Origin of the sequence: Comamonas sp. wu1-DMT (genome assembly GCF_040187805.1) — a bacterium.
Taxonomy (GTDB): domain Bacteria; phylum Pseudomonadota; class Gammaproteobacteria; order Burkholderiales; family Burkholderiaceae_C; genus Comamonas; species Comamonas thiooxydans.
The window spans coordinates 738398-756545 of sequence record NZ_JBANEM010000001.1; the positions used below are offsets into that span (position 1 = coordinate 738398).

Below are 18148 nucleotides of genomic sequence, written 5' to 3' on the forward strand. Positions count from 1 at the left end.
CTTTGCAGCGGCCTTGAAGCTCAAACTCCAGGAGACATTCAGAAGGTTTCCCAGTCACCCTCATCCAGCGAGGACTTTTGCGCATTACGGGCAGTAGCGGATTCGCCAGCAACAGCGCCCCCCCATCAAAGAGCGCGGGGCTGCAGGCATGGGGGCAGGACGGGCGGCCACACGACGGACAGGTGCCTGACGCGCCGGGGCGGCAGCAGCGACCACAGCCGGCGACGCAGCACGGGCTGCAGCCTTGGGTGCCTGGTCATAAAGCGCACTGGCAGGCAACTGGAAGACCGCCACAGCCTGAACCAGATCCTGCGCCTGCTTGCGCAGCGCACCGGCGGCAGCAGCACTTTCCTCCACCAGCGCCGCGTTTTGCTGCGTCGTCTGATCCATCTGCGTCACCGCCTCGCCAACCTGGGCCACACCCTGGCTCTGTTCCTGGCTGGCGGCACTGATCTCTGCCATCAAATCCGTCACCCGGCTGATCGCCGACACAATGTCGGCCATGGTGGCACCGGCCTTGTCCACCAGCTGCGTGCCCTGCTCCACCCGCTGCACACTGGTGCTGATCAAGGCCTTGATTTCCTTGGCCGCCTCGGCACTGCGCTGGGCCAGGGTACGCACCTCGCCCGCCACCACGGCAAAACCACGGCCCTGCTCACCAGCGCGCGCTGCTTCCACGGCCGCATTCAGCGCCAGAATATTGGTCTGGAAGGCGATGGAGTCGATGACGGTGATGATGTCGGCAATCTGCTGGCTGCTGTTGTTGATGCCCTTCATGGTTTCCACCACTTCGGCCACCACGGCACCGCCCTGCGCTGCCACCTGGGAAGCATTCACCGCCATCTGATTGGCGGCACGGGCGTTGTCGGCGTTCTGGCGCACGGTAGAGCCCAGCTGCTCCATGGAGGCCGCGGTTTCCTCCAGCGCACTGGCCTGCTCCTCGGTGCGACCAGAGAGATCAGCATTTCCCGAGGCAATCTGCGAACTGGCCGAGGCCACGCCTTCCGCGTTCTGGCGTACCGAGCGCACGGTCTGCACCAGACTGCTTTGCATACGCTCCAGGGCGCTGAGCAAGCGGCCTGTTTCGTCCTGTCGCTCCACGCGGATGACGCCGCTCAGATCCCCATTGGCCACACGGTCCGCAGCCTGCACCGCCTGCTCCAGCGGCGCACGGATGGAACGCACCAGCCAGATGCCTGCCCCTGCAGCCCCCAGCACCGCAATCAAGGCAGCCAAGGCAAGCATGCTCACAGCCCGGTCGTAAACCTTCTCCGAAGCCAGAGTCTCGCCCCTTGCCACATCGCCGTTGAACTTGATCAGCTTTTGCAGAGTTGCCGAAGACTGGTCATAGAGCTTGAGAGATTCGCCTCCCAGCAATTGCTTGGCCTGCTCTTTATCGCCTCGACGCGAAATTTCGAACAGTTGCTTGTTCAACTCGACGTAGCGCTCCCGTTCGCGCAGGAACTGCGTGTAGAGCTCGCGCTCCTCGGCAGTGACAATCAAAGGTTCATAGAGCTTTTTTGCCTCCGCCAGGTGTTTCTGCAATTGCTCGAATTGAGCTTCCACCTGAGCCATATAGCCGGGCTCGTCATTATTGACATGTCGCAACTCGAGCAAACGGGTGCGCGCCAGGTCGGTATTGAGTGTATTGATCACTTCCACACTGGGCAGGGCATTGCCGGTGATGGTTTCAGCACTGGAGCGCATGGAGCGCAGCTGCAGCAATGCCATGGCAACCACCACGACCAGCAGCAAGACCAGAACCCCGAACGTACCGAGAATCCGCGTGGAGATTTTGATGCTTTTCATTGATTGCACCTCCCTCTATTATCAATTAGTTTTTATAAATACTTCTTTTGAATCCATGCCCACAAAGCGCAAGGATTCAATGTTTCTGCTCGATCGGGAAATATCTCTCTGAATGGCATACCAGAGATGGAATGGTCCTTGATACCGGCTTATATTTTTTCAATTGTTTCCAGTTTCATATTCCTTGCCTATCTTCACGAGCCTACAGTCATGTAGGCAGTCGCTTACGTCGCACTTGAGTTACTGAAAGTTACCAACCAGTGACAGCAGAGATTCTCGATGCCATGGCAACCTACATAGCCTTGAAAAAGCATCAAGCCACCCCTCTTCTTGATCAATATCAAGACAGTTTGAAGAAAGCTTGTAAAAAAACCCCGACAGCATTCGCTATCGGGGTTTTGAGACGGAAGTCGTTGAAACCGGCAATACCTCGACCTCAGAACTGCTCCCAATCCTGGTCATTGCTCAAGGCAGGCTGAGCCGTTTTGACCGGCGCAGGCACAGCCTTGCCCGGGCCTTGATCGGCTAACGCCGCAGCCCGCGGGCCAGCGCTCATGCCGGCCTTTGCAACCGGCTCGACCCGATTTTTCAGCGCCGCAGCGGCAAAGCTCTGCGCCTGATTCCCCAACTGAAAAATCGCCACCGAATCGACCAGCGCCTTGGCCTGGCGCTGCAAAGAATCGGCGGCCGCCGCGCTCTGCTCCACAAGGGCCGCATTCTGCTGCGTGGTCTGATCCATCTGGGTGACGGCTTCACCCACCTGGGCCACGCCCTGGCTCTGTTCGCGGCTGGCCGCGCTGATCTCGCCCATGATGTCGGTCACGCGGCCTATGGCCGTCACGATTTCGGCCATGGTGTCACCGGCCTTGTCCACCAGCTGCGAGCCTTGCTCCACGCGCTCCACGCTGGCATGGATGAGCTGCTTGATTTCCTTGGCCGCCTCGGCGCTGCGCTGGGCCAGCGTGCGCACCTCGCCCGCCACCACGGCAAAGCCACGGCCTTGCTCGCCGGCACGCGCGGCTTCCACGGCCGCATTCAGGGCCAGGATATTGGTCTGGAAGGCAATCGAGTCGATGACGCCGATGATGTCGGCGATCTGGCGGCTGCTGTCGTTGATGCCCTTCATGGTGTCCACCACCTGGGCAACCACATCCCCGCCTCGACCCGCGACATCGGAGGCATTCTTTGCCATTTGATTGGCTGTCTGGGCGTTGTCGGCGTTCTGGCGCACGGTCGAGCCCAGTTGCTCCATGGAGGCCGCCGTTTCCTCCAGGGCGCTGGCCTGGCTTTCGGTGCGCGCCGAAAGATCCGCATTGCCCTGAGCGATTTCGCTGGACGCAAGGGCCACGCCATGGGCATTGCCGCGCACATCCTGGACCACGGAGGACAGTTGCCGACGCATGTCTTCCAGCGCATTGAGCAGCAAGCCCATTTCATCGCGGCGCTGGTTCTTCACCACCATGCCCAGCCTGCCGGCAGCCACGGCCTGCGCCAGCTCAACTGCCGTGGCCACGGGAGCCGTAATGGCACGTGTCATCGCAATGCCGACCACGGCTGCAAACAGCACCACCAGCGCCAGCGTACCGAGCAGCCAGTAGCGGGCCAGCTCGAAACTGGACTTTTCGGCCTGCTGGGCCTGAGCCGCGTTCTCGAGCTGCAGCGTCATCAGCTTGCCCGTGCTTTCCGCCAGCTGGCTGAAGGCCTGTTCGGACAGCCCTGCAAAAAACAGCCCCAGCTCGTCGGCCATACCTGCCTGGCTGTCCACGGTGTTGTAGTCGCCATCGCGTGCTCGCGCCAGCAACTGCTCGTGCAGCTTCAGGAAATTCGCCTTGTTGGCCTGATAGCCCTCGTAGGCCTCGCGCAGCGGCTGGCTGGCAATCAGGTCGTTGACCACTTTCTCCTGCTCGGCAATGGTTTTCAGGCGCTGCTGGATCTGCTGCTCGTAGCCTTCGATCTCGACCAGGGTGCGTGCCGTGGCAATGCCTGCCTCGTGGCGGCGCAGCCGGTTGTACTCGGAACGCATGGAGGCCGCGTTGTAAACGCTGGGCAGCGCCACTTCGGAAACCTCACGGCCCGCTGCATGAATGCTGGACAGCTGCAGCCAGGCCACCAGACCAAGCAATGCAGACAATAGCACCAGCGCCGTAAAGCTGATGCCCAACTTGGTCCCCACGCGCCAGTCCGAAATCTTCCAACTCATGCGCACCCCCTCGTATATATCGATACAGGCAATAAAAAACGCACCAAGCGATGTCCGCCGGGTGCGTTTCAAATTGTATAGATGCAGATCGCGAGGCTTCTCTGCAAGTAAAGGTTAGAGACCCTTTACTAGTTTGGATCAGCCCTTGTAGTTGGCGATACCGTCCACGATTTCCTTGTGTGCCGCGTCCACGCCCTTCCAGCCCAGAACCTTGACCCACTTGCCCTTTTCCAGATCCTTGTAGTGCTCGAAGAAGTGAGCGATCTGCTGCAGGGTCAGCTCATGGATGTCGCTGAGGTGGTTGATCTTGTCGTAGGAAGGCAGCAGCTTCTGTGTGGGAACGGCCAGAACCTTGCCGTCGACGCCGGACTCGTCTTCCATCTCCAGAATGCCGATGGCACGGCAGGGCACCACCACGCCGCTGGGCAGGGGGAAGGGAGTCATCACCAGCACGTCCACGGGGTCGCCGTCGCCAGACAGGGTCTGGGGCACATAGCCGTAGTTCACGGGGTAGTGCATGGCAGTGCCCAGGAAACGATCCACGAACAGGCAGCCGGATTCCTTGTCCACTTCGTACTTCACGGGAGCCGAGTTGGCCGAGATTTCGATGACGACGTTGAAGACTTCAGGCGTCTTGGAGCCGGGGGTCACATTGTTCAGAGACATGATGGTTGGGAGAAGTAATACAAAAAGCCCGCCAGAGCCGACAAAGCATCGGCACCTGAGGGTCAGCCCGCGATTTTAGGCGCATGACCCTAACGCTGGCATTACATGTCTGAAAGATGCGCGTGCAGTCGTGTATTCCCGCCGGGCAGCCTCGCCCGCTGCAGCCATGAAAACCCACCAAAACCAATACTCATAAAGCGGTTTCAGCTCTCAGAACAAGAGCATTTCAGGCGCTCACCGGATGCCGGCGACGCACGGGACCGCTGCGCTGCTCCACCGCCGCCTGCACCTCTTTGCGCAGACCCAGAGCAAAACCCAGCTCGGCCGCCACAAACAGCGGGCCTATCAGCAGACCCATCACATCGTCAAGAAAAGCGGGCTTGCGTCCTTCCCAGTAGTGACCGATGAACTGGATCACCCAGCCCAGCACAAACAGGCCCAGCCCCCAGGCCAGCCAGCTCCCCATGGGCTGCACGGCGACAGGAGCCGCCAGCGCCAGCATGGCGGCCAGCAACACGCTCATGAACAGGCCGTAGCGCCCGTCGAGCCGCCAGTAATACACTGCTGCAGCAACCGCTGCCAGCAGGGCCAGCGAGATCGGCATGCCGCCAAGCGCTCCCCATTGCAGCCTGGCCAGCAGAATCACCACCGCCTGCATGATCATGGGCACACCGATGTAGTGCGTGACGATATTGCGCGGGTCGCGGTGGTAGTCGGCGTAGTTGGACAGTTGATCGATTAGGGTTTTCATCGCTGTATCTCCTTGTCGCTTGTCAGAGCATGGTGGCGCAGCATCAACCTTGCCGTCTGTCATGCCACCGACACAAGCGCTAAACCCTTCACCCAGGCCTGCACTGGCCTCAGTGCCCACTGCACGCAAGCGCGGCAGCTTCGAGCATGTCAACTCCAATGATCTCTGGGCCATCGTGCAGGCCGGCCGCTGGTTCCGCTCGCTGCCGCCGGAATTGACCGCCCAGATGCAGCAACTGGCCCAGCCAAGGCTGCTGGCCGCCGGCGAATGGCTGTTTCGCCGCGGCGATGCCCCCTGCGGCCTGTATGCGGTGGCCAGGGGATCGCTCAGCATCTCCGGCACGGCAGCGCTTCAGGAAAACACCCGCACGGCCTTGCTGACCTTGATCGAGCCGCCGAGCTGGCTGGGCGAGATCGCCCTCTTCGATGGCGAGCCCCGCACCCACGACGCCTGCGCCAACACCGCCTGCGCCCTGCTGCATATCCCTATACCGCCGCTGCGCGAATGGCTGGATGCCAACCCGCATTGCTGGCGCCACATGGCCCTGCTGCTGACCCACAAGCTGCGTGCCAGCCTGATCGCGCTGGAAGAGCAGACCGTGCTGCCTGCACCGCAGCGCGTGATGTGCCGTCTGGTGCAAATGGCCATGGGCCACGAGCAATGGGCCGACCGCATGCGCACTCACCGCGAGCTGGCCGTCTCCCAGGAGCAGATCGCACGCATGCTCGGCCTGTCACGCCAGACCACCAACCAGATCCTGCAGGAGTTGCAGCAGGCCGGCTGGCTGCAACTGCGGCGCGGCAAGCTGGAAGTTCTCGACCTGGCTGCACTCAAGGCCGCAGCACTCACCGGGCAAATCCCCCCGAGCAGCTAGGCGCTGCCGGCCTGGCTCGGGGTCCCCCGTCCCGCCCCGCTGTCCGCTTGGTGCTGGACAAGCCTGCTATCTCTTTGATAATGAAATCGGGTCTGATGCACCAGACCCGGCTCAAGATCATCGCGGGCGACCCAGCCGAGTTCCGACATGCCGTCGTTGTCGCCCGCCATAACAACGGATACCCCATGCCCCTGTCTCCCAGTGCCAGCCGCAAGCCAGTCCCCATCAATATGCGCGACGTCAAATACCGGGGCTATGCCCGTGATGACGGCATGTGGGACGTGGAAGCCGAGCTGATCGACCAGAAAACCTATGACATCGAGCTTCATGGCCACCGCAAAGTGCCAGCGGGCAAGCCGATTCACCATATGTGGATCCGCCTGACCATCGATGCCGACATGGTGGTCCACGGCATAGAGGCCGCCATGGACGACCACCCCCTGGGCCACTGCCCCCAGGCCACAAAGTCCATGCAGAAGATGGTGGGCTGCTGCATAGCCCGCGGCTGGCGCCGCGCCATTGCCGACAATCTGGGCGGGGTAGTGGGCTGCACGCATCTGCGCGAGCTGCTGTTCAATATGGCAACGCCCGCTTTTCACACCGTGCTCAACCAGTTCGGCCCCAATGGCTCGGGCCTGCCGCCACGCCATCTGGGTCAGTGCCTGGGCTGGGACTTCAACGGCCCCGGCGTGGCCGAGTTCTACCCCGAGTTCAAGGGCTGGAAGCCGCTCTCTCAGCAACCCGTGGAAACCACTACAAAAGACTGATCCACAATACCATCAAGCACCACCAGCTATCAATTTTGATAGCCCACAACAAGCCCGCAGCCGGCCCGGACTTCGCTCTTGCGGCACAATCGAGCCTATGGCAGAACGTGTGATCCCCTTGGTCGATGAGCGTGCGGCATCGCGCAGCGCAATCGTCCCCAGCCCCCTGCAGGCCCCTACCGGGCTGCTGCAGGATCAATGGGGACGGCCTTTGCGCGACCTGCGCATCAGCGTCACCGACCGCTGCAACTTCCGCTGCAACTACTGCATGCCCAAGGAAGTTTTTGACAAGAACTACCAATATCTGCCCCACAGCTCGCTGTTGAGCTTCGAGGAAATTACGCGCCTGGCCAGGCTTTTTGTCGCCCATGGCGTACGCAAGCTGCGCCTGACCGGCGGCGAGCCACTGCTGCGCAAGAACATCGAAGCCCTGATTGCCCAGCTGGCCGAGCTGCGCACGCCCGACGGCCAGCCGCTGGACCTGACACTGACCACCAACGCCTCGCTGCTGGCGCGCAAGGCCCGCGCCCTGAAGGAAGCCGGCCTGAACCGCGTGACCGTCAGCCTCGACGGACTGGACGACACCGTGTTCCGGCGCATGAACGATGTGGACTTTCCCGTGACCGATGTGCTGGCCGGCATCGAGGCTGCACAGACCGCAGGCCTGTCGCACATCAAGGTGAATATGGTGGTCAAGCGCGGCACCAATGACGACCAGATCCTGCCCATGGCCCGCTACTTCCGTGGCACGGGAATCACGCTGCGATTCATCGAATACATGGATGTGGGAGCCACCAACGGCTGGCGCATGGACGAGGTGCTGCCTTCGGACGAGGTCATAGCCCGTCTGCGCGCCGAGCTGCCGCTGATCCCGCTGGCACCCAGCGCCCCTGGCGAGACCGCCGTGCGCTGGGGCTATGCCGACGCCAGCGGCCGACATGATCCGCAGCTGGGCGAGGTGGGCGTCATCAGCAGTGTGACCCACGCTTTCTGCGGCGACTGCAACCGTGCACGCCTGTCCACCGAGGGCCAGCTCTATCTGTGCCTGTTCGCCAGCCAGGGTTGGGACTTGCGCAGCCTGCTGCGCACCGGTGCCAGCGATGCCGAGATTGCAGCCGCCATTGCCCCCATCTGGCAACAGCGCGACGATCGCTACTCGCAAATGCGCAGCGAAATGCCCCCCGATGTGGCGCCAGTCCGGCAAGGTCGGCGCATCGAGATGAGCTATATCGGTGGCTGACTCACGCATCACCCCCGAGCAGATCACCGGTTGCGTGCTGGCCGGAGGACGCGGTGCGCGCATGGGCGGTGTGGACAAGGGCCTGCAGAGCTTTCAAGGCTTGCCTCTGGCACTGCATGCATTGCAGCGCCTGGCTCTGCAGGTCGGCCCCTTGCTCATCAATGCCAATCGCAATACAGCAGCTTACGCCGAGCTGGGGCAGCCACTGGCTGCCGAGGTCTGCGCCGACAGCCTGCCCGACTACCCCGGCCCGTTGGCGGGCTTCATGGCCGGCCTCGCCCATTGCCGCACGCCATGGCTGCTGTGCGTGCCCTGCGATACGCCGCTGCTGCCCCTCGATCTGGCTGCGCGAATGCTGGCGTCGCGTGGCGATGCCGATATCGTCATCGCTCACGGCCGGGATACCGAGCATGCCCAGCCGGGGCAGCCGCCGCAACTGCGCCCCCAGCCCGTGTTCTGCCTGTTGCGGGCCGGACTCGCCTACAGCCTTGAGCGCTTCATCACCAGTGGTGGCCGCAAGATAGACGCCTGGACCAGCCAGCATCACAGCGCCCAGGCCGTATTTGACCGCCCCGGGGACGAACAGGCCTTCAGCAACGCCAACACGCTGGCCCAGTTGCTTGATCTGGAGCAAATCGCCCCCGAACGCCAATACTGAGTCACCGGCACCACCAGCCAAAAGCGTAAAGTGCCACGCAGCCCATGGCCGCATCCTGTCATGAGGTTTTCTATTTTTTTGCTGTTATGACTGCGACTTTTCAACCTGCCGCCTCCACCAGCGCCCAGACGCTGACCACTGACCAGGTACTGCAACAGCTGCAAGCCTTGCTGCAGCCGCTGGGTGCGGTCGCCGAGGTGGAAGCCGTCGCCCTGCCCGATGCCCTGGATCGTGTGCTGGCAGCCGATGTGATCTGCCCCGTCAACGTACCGCCCCACGACAACAGTGCCATGGACGGCTATGCCTTTGCCGGCAGCGAACTGGAGCAGGCGCGGCCCGGCCAGCCGCTGATGCTGCGTGTGGTGGGGACGGCTCTGGCAGGAGGGCCTTGGCAAGGCCGGCTTGGCGCGGGCGAATGCGTGAAGATCATGACGGGTGCGGTCATGCCGGTGGGTGCGGATACCGTAGTCGCCCATGAGCAGGCCAGCTCTGGCGAGGAGTGCATCCAGTTCGACGGCAGTGCCCTGCGTGCAGGTGCCAATCGTCGCCTGCGCGGCGAAGACCTGGAGCAAGGCTCTGTGGCACTGCAGGCAGGCCAGCGCCTCACACCAGCCGCCCTGGGTCTGCTGGCCAGTCTGGGACTGGGCCAGGTCAGCGTGCGACGCCGCCTCAGCGTGGCTTACTTCTCCACCGGCGACGAGCTGCTGAGCCCAGGCGCCGAGCCGCGCGAGGGAGCCATCTACGACAGCAACCGCTTCAGCCTGCAGGCGCTGCTGCGCCGTCTGGGAGCCCATGTGCTGGACCTGGGAGCAGTGCCCGATGAACCGGCCGCACTGGAAGAGCGCCTGCGCGAAGCAGCCACCCTGGCCGATGTGGTGCTGACCAGTGGCGGCATCAGCGCCGGTGAGGCCGATCACACCCGTGCGATGCTGCAGCGCCTGGGCACTGTGCAGTTCTGGCGGGTGGCCATGCGTCCCGGTCGGCCGCTGGCGGTGGGCCTGCTCGCTCCCGCCGGTGGAATCTCATTGACCAGATCAACAGGCATCCCGATCAAGACAAGCGCAAACCGCTCCCAAGATCTGAGCAATCCACCGCCCACTCAGCGCCCGGCGGTGCTGCTGGGGCTGCCCGGCAACCCGGTGGCCGCCATGGTGAGCTTTCTGATGTTTGTGCGTCCGGCCCTGGCCATGCTGGCAGGCGAACGCAGCACCCCCGTGCCATTGCTGCAGGCGATCAGCAGCGAGCGCCTGCGCAAACGCCCGGGCCGCACCGAATATCTGCGCGGCGTGCTCGAACTCAATGAGAAGGGCCAGGCCGCCGTGCGCACCACGGGACCGCAAGGCTCGGGCGTGCTCAGCTCCATGGTCGCCGCCGACTGCATCATCGTGCTGGACGATGCGCGCGGCGACGTCCTGCCCGGAGAATCCGTCAACGTCCTACTACTGCAAGGGCTGATCTGAAAACGGGCTTTCTGCCTGGTCTTCGACCCTCGATCCATTCTGGGAAATATTGCATGCCATACCAAGCCACCCACTGGGCCACAGAACCCACAAGGCAGGCCATCGATGCGCTCAAGGGCGCGAATTTGCTGGAATTCGGCACCCCCTGGTGCGGCCACTGCCAGCGCGCCCAGCCGCTGTTGCAGGCTGCGCTGGCTGCCCAGCCGGAAGTAGCGCACATCAAGGTGGAAGACGGTCCCGGCCGGCCACTGGGCCGCAGCTATCGCGTCAAGCTCTGGCCCACGCTGATTTTTCTGCTTGACGGCAAGGAAGTGGCGCGCATCGTGCGCCCCGAATCCGAGCAACAGATCCAAGAAGCGCTGGCACAAATCACGAACTGAGCCAGCGCATCTACCCCGGCTCCTGGCTCAGTCCTTCTTAAGTGCCAGCTCCACGCCCTTGTTGGCAAGCGCATCGGCGCGCTCATTGCCGGGGTCTCCGGCATGGCCCTTGACCCAGCGCCAGTCGATGCGGTGGCCGCTGCCCTGCACCAGCGCGTCCAGCTGCTTCCAGAGCTCGACATTCTTGACGGGCTCCTTGGAAGCAGTAACCCAGCCCTTGGCCTTCCAACCCTGTATCCACTCGGTAATGCCTTTGCGCACGTACTGACTATCCAGATACAGCACCACATCGCAGGGACGCTTGAGCGCGGACAGCGCCTCAATCACGGCCTTGAGTTCCATGCGGTTATTGGTGGTTCCCAGTTCACCACCGAAGAGTTCTTTCTGCGCCGATCCGGCCTGCAGCAATGCGCCCCAGCCGCCAGGGCCGGGATTGCCCTTGCAGGCACCGTCGGTATAGATCACAACTTGATTCAATTTTCTTCCTTGTTACGCCAGGACATGTCCGGCGGCTGCCTCTGGGTCACGGGCGCCTTCATGCCGGCCGGCACGCTGCTCTTGCGCCAGCTCGGGCTCATCAGCCGCATGCCCTGCACACGCTTGACGGCCACCACGCAATAGACGCCCCCCATCACCGGCCAGCAGCGGTGGCCCAGGCCTTCCATGAACTGCCAGCGGCTCAGCCACTTTTCACTTTGAGTGGCAGGACGATAACAGCCAAATTGCACTGCTTCGATCTCGAAGCTCAGCAATCGCAGCCAATCGCGCAAACGCCAGTAGCCCACACCCAGGCTCAAGTCCGGCAAATAGCCCGCACTGCGCTCCACCCGGCGCTGCAAGCCCAGCAGGCTTGAGGGGTTCAGCCCGCTGATCACCAGCCTGCCTTCCGGCACCAGCACGCGTGCAGCCTCGCGCAGCGCGGCATGCGGATCGTTGCAAGCCTCCAGCGTATGCGGCATCAGCAACAGGTCGAGGCTGGCCTCGGCAAAAGGCAGGGCTTCCGGGGCGGTTCTGAGCGCCGGCATCAACGGGGCAGAATTCTGTGCTTCATCAGCGGGCGGCTGCTGCTGCGACACTGCGGTCGCCCTCGCTTGCGCTACAGTGCCTGCTTTTGCATCCGGAACGGGATCGAGACCCTCCAGCGCCAGCCAGCGATGAGGCATGCGATTGCTGCGCAGTCCTTGCAGCTGCGGCAAGCCCAGCTGCAAGGCGTGGTAGCCAAAGATATCGGCCACCGCCTCGTCAAAGCGCTGCTGCTCCCATTTCAGGAGATAGTGCCCGAGGGCTGAATCCGTCCAGTGATGCATCTCTATAATTTTGCAGCTCATGAACCTGTTGCCCATTCCCGCTTTTTCCGACAACTACATCTGGATGCTCCACGATGCAGAACATGCCGTGGTCGTCGATCCGGGTCAGGCCGAGCCTGTGCTGGCCACCTTGGCACAGCGGGGTCTGAAACTGCAGGGCATTTTAGTCACCCACCATCATGCCGACCATGTGGGCGGCGTGGACGCCATTCGCGCGGCCACGGGTGCTCCGGTCTGGGGCCCCGCCTACGAGACCCTGCCCGAGCCCGTCACGCGCGTGCAGGGGGGCGACCACGTGGAGCTGCTCGGAGGCCCCTGGCGGGTCATCGATGTGCCGGGACACACCAGCGGTCATATCGCCTTCTTCAGCACCCAGGCGCAAGGCCAGCCTCTGCTGTTCTGCGGCGACACGCTGTTCTCGGGCGGCTGCGGCCGCCTTTTCGAAGGCACGGCAGCACAGATGCAGGCTTCGCTGGACGCACTTGCCGCCCTGCCCGCCAACACGCTGGTGTGCTGCGCACATGAGTACACAATTTCCAACCTGCGATTTGCGCAGGCCGTGGAACCAAACAACCCGGAACTGGCTCAGTATCTGGAACATTGCCAGCAACTGCGCAAAAGCGGGCAGCCCACGCTGCCCTCCACATTGCAGACCGAGCTGGCCATCAACCCGTTCATGCGAAGCCGCGCTGCCGACGTGATCGCAGCCGCCGTGCACCATGATCCTCAAACCAGGCCCGAGGACCCCGCCAGCGTGCTGGGCACCCTGCGCCAATGGAAAAACGTTTTCTGATGAAGCTGCTATCCACCCTGCTGCTGACAAGCGCACTGATATTGACCGGCTGCGCCACCACCAGCAGTGTCGACCCCATGTATCCCAATGGCCCGCTCAAACCCCTGGGCCAGGGCAAAGTCGGCAGCTCCGAAGTCGCAGAACTGGAAGCCACGGGCGACCTCTGGGTGCGTATCCGCAAGGGCTTTGCCATGCCCAACCTTGAGCAGGATCTGGTCCAGAACCAGGAGCAGTGGTATGCCACGCGCCCCGACTACATCCAGCGCATGACGGAGCGGTCGAGCAAATACCTGTTCCACATCGTCGAGGAGCTGGAGCGCCGCAACATGCCGACAGAGCTGGCGCTGCTGCCCTTCATCGAGAGCGCCTTCAACCCTCAGGCCGTATCCAGCGCCAAGGCCGCCGGCATGTGGCAGTTCATGCCGGCCACGGGCACCTATTTCGACCTCAAGCAGAATGTCTTCCGCGACGATCGCCGCGATGTGCTGGCCTCGACCCGTGCCGCGCTCGACTATCTGCAAAAGCTCTACAACATGTTCGGCGACTGGCATCTGGCCCTGGCCGCCTATAACTGGGGCGAAGGCAGCGTGGGCCGCGCCATCAAGCGCAATGAAAAGCTGGGCCAGCCCGCCGGCTACCTCGACCTGCAGATGCCGGCCGAAACCCGCAACTACGTGCCCAAGCTGCAAGCCGTCAAGAACATCGTGGCCGAACCCGAGAAGTTCAACACCGAGCTTCCCATCATCGAGAACCACCCCTATTTCCAGGCCGTGGATCTGCCGCACGACATCGACGTGGAGCTGGTGGCCAAGCTGGCCGATGTCAGCGTCAAGGACTTCAAGGCACTCAACCCCAGCTTTCACAAACCGGTGATCTTTGCGCGCGCCACGCCACAGGTGCTGCTGCCCTGGGACAACGCCAAGGTTTTCCGCCGCAATCTGCAGGCCTATAGCGAAGGCCAGTTTGCCAGCTGGACGGTATGGACCGTGCCCACCACCATCACCGTGGCCGAAGCCGCCCAGCGCGCAGGCCTGGGCGAAGCCGACCTGCGCGCCATCAACAACATCCCGCCGCGCATGCTGATCAAGGCCGGCTCGACCCTGATGGTGCCGCGCGATGCCAATGTCAAGACCGATGTGCCCGGCCATGTGGCAGACAACGGTCAGATCTCCTTCGCTCCTGAAGTCGTGACCGTGCGTACCACGGTCAAGGCTCGCAAGCGCGATACCCTGGTCAGCGTGGCCAGCCGCTATGGCATCAGCGTCTCCAACCTCGCGGACTGGAACGACCTCAAGTCCACGGCATCCTTGCGCCCCGGCCAGTCGCTGATTGCCTACCTGCCCAGCCGCGCAGCCCGCAGCGCACGCGCCGAAGCCAACGACAGCCCACGCGAGTCAGCCCGCAACACCCGTGGCGGCAGCAAGGTGGCAGCCGCCAGCAAGAACGCCAGAGCCAGCAGCGCCCCCGCTCCCCGTGGCGGCAAGAGCGAACCCAAAGCACGTGGCGGCACACCGGCCAAGAAGCGCAAATAAGCTTCGCCGCCCGCCAAAAAGCCCGCTGTTCGCAAAATCAGCGGGCTTTTTTATTTCTGCTCTCTCAAAGAAATCAATAGCAGCACACGCCTGATTTCAAATCGCTGGCAGCCAATTCAAGCGATATTTTCAGCGCCTGTCCACCAGCGCGTGGGCAATCGTGCCGAGATCCACATATTCAAGTTCGCTGCCTATCGGCACGCCGCGCGCCAGCCGCGTGACCAGAATGCCGCGCGACTTGAGCGCCTCGCTGACAGCATGGGCCGTGGCCTCGCCCTCTGCCGTGAAGCTGGTGGCCAGAATCACCTCCTGCACCACGCCATCACAGGCACGCTCCAGCAACTGCTTCATGCCGATTTCCTTGGGGCCCACGCCGTCGAGCGGGGACAGCCGCCCCATCAGCACATAGTAATAGCCCTGATAGGCCCCCGTGCGCTCCATGGCGGCCAGATCGGCCGGAGCCTCGACCACGCACAGCCGAGCCCCGTCGCGCCCGGCGTCATCACAGATGCTGCAGATAGCGCCTTCGGTAAACGTATGGCAGCGCTCGCAGTGATGAACAGAGTTCACCGCAGAATCCAGCGCCCGCGCCAGTTGCAGCGCACCAGCCTGATCACGCTGCAGCAAATGAAACGCCATACGCTGCGCCGACTTGATGCCCACGCCCGGCAGTCGGCGCAAGGCCTCGATCAAGGCGTCCAGAGATTGCACATCAGACACAGGCTTGTCCTTTCAGTCACCAGAAAAAAGGCGACCCGGAGATCGCCTGATATTTGAATGCAGGATTTCGCACACCGCACTCAACGCTGGCATGCCCCAAGCCAGAGGCAGCAAGCAAGCGCCGCCGCGCAGCGAGGCTGCCGTCCCCCTCAGGGGGAAGCGGCTTCGCCGCACAGGGGGGAGCAGTTTAAAACGGGAACTTCATCCCGCCGGGCAGGCCGGGCATACCGGCAGTGATCTTGCCCATCTTCTCGTTGGAGGTCTCTTCGGCCTTGCGCACAGCCGCGTTGAAGGCAGCAGCCACCAGGTCTTCCAGCATGTCCTTGTCTTCGGCCAGCAGACTGGGGTCGATGGTGATGCGCTTGACGTCATGCTTGCAGGTCATCACGACCTTGACCAGACCGGCACCGGATTCGCCTTCGACTTCGATATTGCCCAGCTCTTCCTGAGCCTTCTTCAGGTTGTCCTGCATGGCCTGAGCTTGCTTCATCAAACCGGCGAGTTGTCCTTTGTTGAACATGAGAATTCCTTCTTTTGTTGAAACGCCTTATTCAGGCTGAATAGATATGGGCTTGATGCTACCGGGCACGATTTTCGCGCCAAAGTCTCGCATCAACGTTTGCACCTGCGGATTGCTTTTGACAATGTCCTCGGCCAGCAACTGGCTGGCTTGTCTTTCCAGGGCCAGTCGGCGGGCAGGACTGTCCGTCACCGGCCCTTGCTCAACCTGCAATTGTCGCGCATGACCGGCTGCTTCCAGCGCAGCACGCAGACGATCACGTGTGCCGGCCTGATTGAGCGAGCTGGACTCCACGCGCAGTCGCCACAGATCACCTTCACGCCCCAGCAGCTGCGACTGCAGCGCCAGCTGTCGCGCCACGGCCACCACGGCTTCGCTCTGCAGCAACTGCTGAACCACGCCAAACCACAGATCGCCCTCGGCTGTGCGCTCCACCGGGGCCGCATCCTGGGCCGTACTGACATAACCGCCGCTTGCGCTCTGGGCCGCAGGTTCGTCAGACTCCATGGGCGGCATGGCATGCAGGGGCTGTCCGACATCCAGGTCAGCATCATCACCCCAGCGCCCATCGTCAGACCAGCCCTCATCGGGCATGCCTGCCCAGGCCGCCTCGCTGGCATCCTGCTCTTCGGGAGCATCAGCCATATCGACGGCCTCGGCGCTCTCGGACGCATTGTCGGCGGGCATCTGGCCGGCCTCTGCGACTGCTTCATGATTCGCCGAGGGCGTGGTTTGCTGAACTGCAGCAGGCTCAGGCGTCACCGCAGGAGCAGGCAAGCGGGTCGACTCCGGCACTGCCTGCATCACCGGCCTTGCGACGGAATACTCTGCTGAATCCGAGCGATCGGCAACAACTTGAATATGTTCTGGCTCGGCCATGCCGGCCACTGACGCAGGCTCCTGCACCGATGCGGACTCCAGTGCGGATTCCACCACCGGCTGCACGGACTGAACCTTGGCCGGTGGCGCCTCCATCGCCGCTGGCGTTGAAGCCGGAGGCTGCTGAATCGGATCCGGAGCCTGGACAACAGGCCGGCTAGGCCTCAGCGCCGGAGTTTTTTTTTTCAGCCATGCCGGCTTCGGCGTTTTCCGGCTTGAAGGCCAGCAGCCGCAGCAGTGCCATGGTCAGCGCAGCGTACTCATCTGGAGCCAGCCCCAGTTCGGCACGGCCATGCAGGCAGATGCTATAGAGCAGCTGAGTCTCGTCGCGCGGCATCAGACTGGCCAGCCGGTCTACTTCGGCAGCCTCCGGATCGCTGGCATCCAGCGGCATATCGGGCACAGCCTGCAACACGGCCATGCGCTGCAGCACGGCGCACATTTCTTCCAGAGTCGATGCAGCAGACAGACCGTTGTGGCGCAGCTCTTCGGAGACTTCAACCACCGTACGCCCGTGACCCTGTGCCAAGGCATCGATCAGGCGAAAGACATGGCTGCGATCCACGCTGCCCAGCATCTGGCGCACCGTCGTCTCCTGCAACTGCCCGCTGCCAAAGGCAATCGCCTGGTCGGTCAGGCTCAGCGCATCGCGCATGGAGCCACGCGCAGCACGCGACAGCAATCGCAGCGCCTGAGGCTCTGCCGGCACGCTTTCCTTGTCCAGCACATGGGTCAGGTGCTCCAGAACCGTCTCGGGCGCCATCGGGCGCAGATTGAACTGCAGGCAGCGCGAGAGCACAGTGACCGGCACTTTCTGCGGATCGGTCGTGGCAAGCACGAACTTCAGATACTCCGGAGGCTCTTCCAGCGTCTTGAGCATGGCGTTGAACGCGGTGTTTGTCAGCATGTGCACCTCGTCGATCATGAAGACCTTGAAGCGCCCCTGCACCGGCTTGTACACCGCCTGCTCCAGCAGGCTCTGCACCTCATCCACACCCCGGTTGGACGCAGCGTCCAGCTCGGTGTAGTCGGGAAAACGTCCGCTATCGATTTCAGTGCATGCTGCACAAACCCCGCAAGGGGTTGCGGTGATTCCACCGTTACCGTCCAGGCCCTGGCAATTCAGAGACTTGGCCAGAATGCGCGACACCGTGGTCTTGCCCACGCCACGTGTGCCCGTGAACAGATAGGCATGGTGCAGGCGCTGCTGGGTCAACGCATTGGTCAGAGCCTGAACCACGTGCTCCTGCCCCACCATTTCGGTGAAGGTACGGGGCCGGTATTTGCGAGCAAGCACTAAATAAGACATAGCCTCTGATTCTACGGGGCCGGGACATGCCAACAAGCCTGCTCCTGGAATCTCATTTCACAGCTCGCGGGACTGTGTCGGTTTTGCATCTATAATTGAGCGTGACGGGCCTCCTCGCATGGGGAAGCAGCCAACCGGGTCAGGTGGGGAACCAAGCAGCCCTAACTGTGGATACAGTGCCGAGATCAGGCTCGTCACCTTTCGATGGAAACCTCTTACAGACAAGAGGCTGTCTTCCGAGAAAGGCAATTCCTTACATGAACAACACAATGCTGCGGCGCGT

At 62.6% G+C, this 18148-nt stretch carries 15 protein-coding genes, 1 other RNA gene and 2 pseudogenes; 9 read left to right on the forward strand and 9 right to left on the reverse strand.

Features of this window, described 5'->3' with window-relative positions; all coding sequences use genetic code 11:
* Positions 1 to 38 precede the first annotated feature (38 nt).
* From V8Z78_RS03395 to V8Z78_RS03410, 4 genes and pseudogenes are all read right to left on the reverse strand, one after another.
* Positions 39 to 1809: pseudogene (locus tag V8Z78_RS03395) on the reverse strand (methyl-accepting chemotaxis protein).
* Between the two features lie 436 nt (positions 1810 to 2245).
* Entirely contained in the window at positions 2246 to 4009 is a 1764-nt protein-coding gene (locus V8Z78_RS03400; protein WP_349730873.1) for a methyl-accepting chemotaxis protein, read from the reverse strand.
* Positions 4010 to 4147: 138 nt separating this feature from the next.
* Positions 4148 to 4675: an inorganic diphosphatase gene (ppa, locus tag V8Z78_RS03405; protein ID WP_003056663.1), complete on the reverse strand. Its 528-nt coding sequence runs from the start codon at positions 4673 to 4675 to the stop codon at positions 4148 to 4150.
* Between the two features lie 226 nt (positions 4676 to 4901).
* Entirely contained in the window at positions 4902 to 5426 is a 525-nt protein-coding gene (locus tag V8Z78_RS03410) for an Mpo1 family 2-hydroxy fatty acid dioxygenase (RefSeq protein ID WP_012837799.1), read from the reverse strand.
* Between the two features lie 112 nt (positions 5427 to 5538).
* Between V8Z78_RS03410 and V8Z78_RS03415 the strand changes: the two genes are divergently transcribed.
* The 6 genes from V8Z78_RS03415 to V8Z78_RS03440 all read left to right on the forward strand — a co-directional run bounded on the left by V8Z78_RS03415 (position 5539) and on the right by V8Z78_RS03440 (position 10805).
* Entirely contained in the window at positions 5539 to 6300 is a 762-nt protein-coding gene (locus V8Z78_RS03415) for a Crp/Fnr family transcriptional regulator (protein WP_080944399.1), read from the forward strand.
* 185 nt (positions 6301 to 6485) lie between these two features.
* On the forward strand, positions 6486 to 7067 hold the full coding sequence (locus V8Z78_RS03420; RefSeq protein ID WP_034362247.1) for a DUF2889 domain-containing protein: 582 nt from the start codon (positions 6486 to 6488) through the stop codon (positions 7065 to 7067).
* A gap of 97 nt (positions 7068 to 7164) precedes the next feature.
* Complete coding sequence (gene moaA, locus V8Z78_RS03425; RefSeq protein WP_003066207.1) at positions 7165 to 8307, forward strand: GTP 3',8-cyclase MoaA; 1143 nt, start codon at positions 7165 to 7167, stop codon at positions 8305 to 8307.
* The gene (gene mobA, locus V8Z78_RS03430; protein WP_349730874.1) at positions 8300 to 8965 is read left to right on the forward strand and encodes a molybdenum cofactor guanylyltransferase MobA; all 666 of its coding nucleotides are present in this window, start codon (positions 8300 to 8302) and stop codon (positions 8963 to 8965) included. Before moaA ends, mobA begins: the two co-directional genes overlap by 8 nt.
* Before the next feature lie 86 nt (positions 8966 to 9051).
* Positions 9052 to 10425, forward strand: coding sequence for a molybdopterin molybdotransferase MoeA (gene moeA / locus V8Z78_RS03435; RefSeq protein ID WP_349730875.1), 1374 nt, complete (start codon positions 9052 to 9054; stop codon positions 10423 to 10425).
* Positions 10426 to 10478: 53 nt separating this feature from the next.
* Positions 10479 to 10805, forward strand: coding sequence for a thioredoxin family protein (locus V8Z78_RS03440; RefSeq protein ID WP_057091997.1), 327 nt, complete (start codon positions 10479 to 10481; stop codon positions 10803 to 10805).
* A gap of 27 nt (positions 10806 to 10832) precedes the next feature.
* Here V8Z78_RS03440 and rnhA read toward each other — a convergent pair whose 3' ends face one another.
* Together rnhA and V8Z78_RS03450 are read right to left on the reverse strand one after the other, a co-directional pair.
* Positions 10833 to 11282: a ribonuclease HI gene (rnhA, locus tag V8Z78_RS03445; protein WP_349730876.1), complete on the reverse strand. Its 450-nt coding sequence runs from the start codon at positions 11280 to 11282 to the stop codon at positions 10833 to 10835.
* On the reverse strand, positions 11279 to 12112 hold the full coding sequence (locus V8Z78_RS03450) for a class I SAM-dependent methyltransferase (protein WP_034356964.1): 834 nt from the start codon (positions 12110 to 12112) through the stop codon (positions 11279 to 11281). Before V8Z78_RS03450 ends, rnhA begins: the two co-directional genes overlap by 4 nt.
* 19 nt (positions 12113 to 12131) lie before the next feature.
* Between V8Z78_RS03450 and gloB the strand changes: the two genes are divergently transcribed.
* Positions 12132 to 12905, forward strand: coding sequence for a hydroxyacylglutathione hydrolase (gene gloB / locus V8Z78_RS03455; RefSeq protein ID WP_349730877.1), 774 nt, complete (start codon positions 12132 to 12134; stop codon positions 12903 to 12905).
* Positions 12905 to 14437 carry a transglycosylase SLT domain-containing protein gene (locus V8Z78_RS03460; RefSeq protein WP_046460686.1) on the forward strand — a complete coding sequence of 511 codons (1533 nt, stop codon included), beginning with the start codon at positions 12905 to 12907 and terminating at the stop codon, positions 14435 to 14437. Before gloB ends, V8Z78_RS03460 begins: the two co-directional genes overlap by 1 nt.
* Before the next feature lie 129 nt (positions 14438 to 14566).
* On the opposite strand, the gene recR is transcribed toward V8Z78_RS03460, so the two are convergent.
* The 3 genes and pseudogenes from recR to dnaX form a co-directional block, all read right to left on the reverse strand.
* Positions 14567 to 15157, reverse strand: coding sequence for a recombination mediator RecR (gene recR, locus V8Z78_RS03465; RefSeq protein ID WP_003066191.1), 591 nt, complete (start codon positions 15155 to 15157; stop codon positions 14567 to 14569).
* Between the two features lie 187 nt (positions 15158 to 15344).
* On the reverse strand, positions 15345 to 15677 hold the full coding sequence (locus tag V8Z78_RS03470) for a YbaB/EbfC family nucleoid-associated protein (RefSeq protein ID WP_003066189.1): 333 nt from the start codon (positions 15675 to 15677) through the stop codon (positions 15345 to 15347).
* A 27-nt stretch (positions 15678 to 15704) separates the two neighbouring features.
* Positions 15705 to 17865, reverse strand: a pseudogene (dnaX, locus tag V8Z78_RS03475) (DNA polymerase III subunit gamma/tau).
* 103 nt (positions 17866 to 17968) lie between these two features.
* On the opposite strand from dnaX, the gene ffs reads away from it, so the two are divergent.
* Positions 17969 to 18064, forward strand: an RNA gene (gene ffs, locus V8Z78_RS03480) — signal recognition particle sRNA small type.
* Positions 18065 to 18148 lie beyond the last annotated feature (84 nt).

Bases quoted from the DNA above. Each gene is read 5' to 3' on its own strand.
- V8Z78_RS03400 (WP_349730873.1), bottom strand. From the start codon at position 4,009: ATGAGTTGGAAGATTTCGGACTGGCGCGTGGGGACCAAGTTGGGCATC.
- ppa (WP_003056663.1), bottom strand. From the start codon at position 4,675: ATGTCTCTGAACAATGTGACCCCCGGCTCCAAGACGCCTGAAGTCTTC.
- V8Z78_RS03410 (WP_012837799.1), bottom strand. From the start codon at position 5,426: ATGAAAACCCTAATCGATCAACTGTCCAACTACGCCGACTACCACCGC.
- V8Z78_RS03420 (WP_034362247.1), top strand. From the start codon at position 6,486: ATGCCCCTGTCTCCCAGTGCCAGCCGCAAGCCAGTCCCCATCAATATG.
- moaA (WP_003066207.1), top strand. From the start codon at position 7,165: ATGGCAGAACGTGTGATCCCCTTGGTCGATGAGCGTGCGGCATCGCGC.
- moeA (WP_349730875.1), top strand. From the start codon at position 9,052: ATGACTGCGACTTTTCAACCTGCCGCCTCCACCAGCGCCCAGACGCTG.
- V8Z78_RS03440 (WP_057091997.1), top strand. From the start codon at position 10,479: ATGCCATACCAAGCCACCCACTGGGCCACAGAACCCACAAGGCAGGCC.
- V8Z78_RS03450 (WP_034356964.1), bottom strand. From the start codon at position 12,112: ATGCATCACTGGACGGATTCAGCCCTCGGGCACTATCTCCTGAAATGG.
- gloB (WP_349730877.1), top strand. From the start codon at position 12,132: ATGAACCTGTTGCCCATTCCCGCTTTTTCCGACAACTACATCTGGATG.
- V8Z78_RS03460 (WP_046460686.1), top strand. From the start codon at position 12,905: ATGAAGCTGCTATCCACCCTGCTGCTGACAAGCGCACTGATATTGACC.
- V8Z78_RS03470 (WP_003066189.1), bottom strand. From the start codon at position 15,677: ATGTTCAACAAAGGACAACTCGCCGGTTTGATGAAGCAAGCTCAGGCC.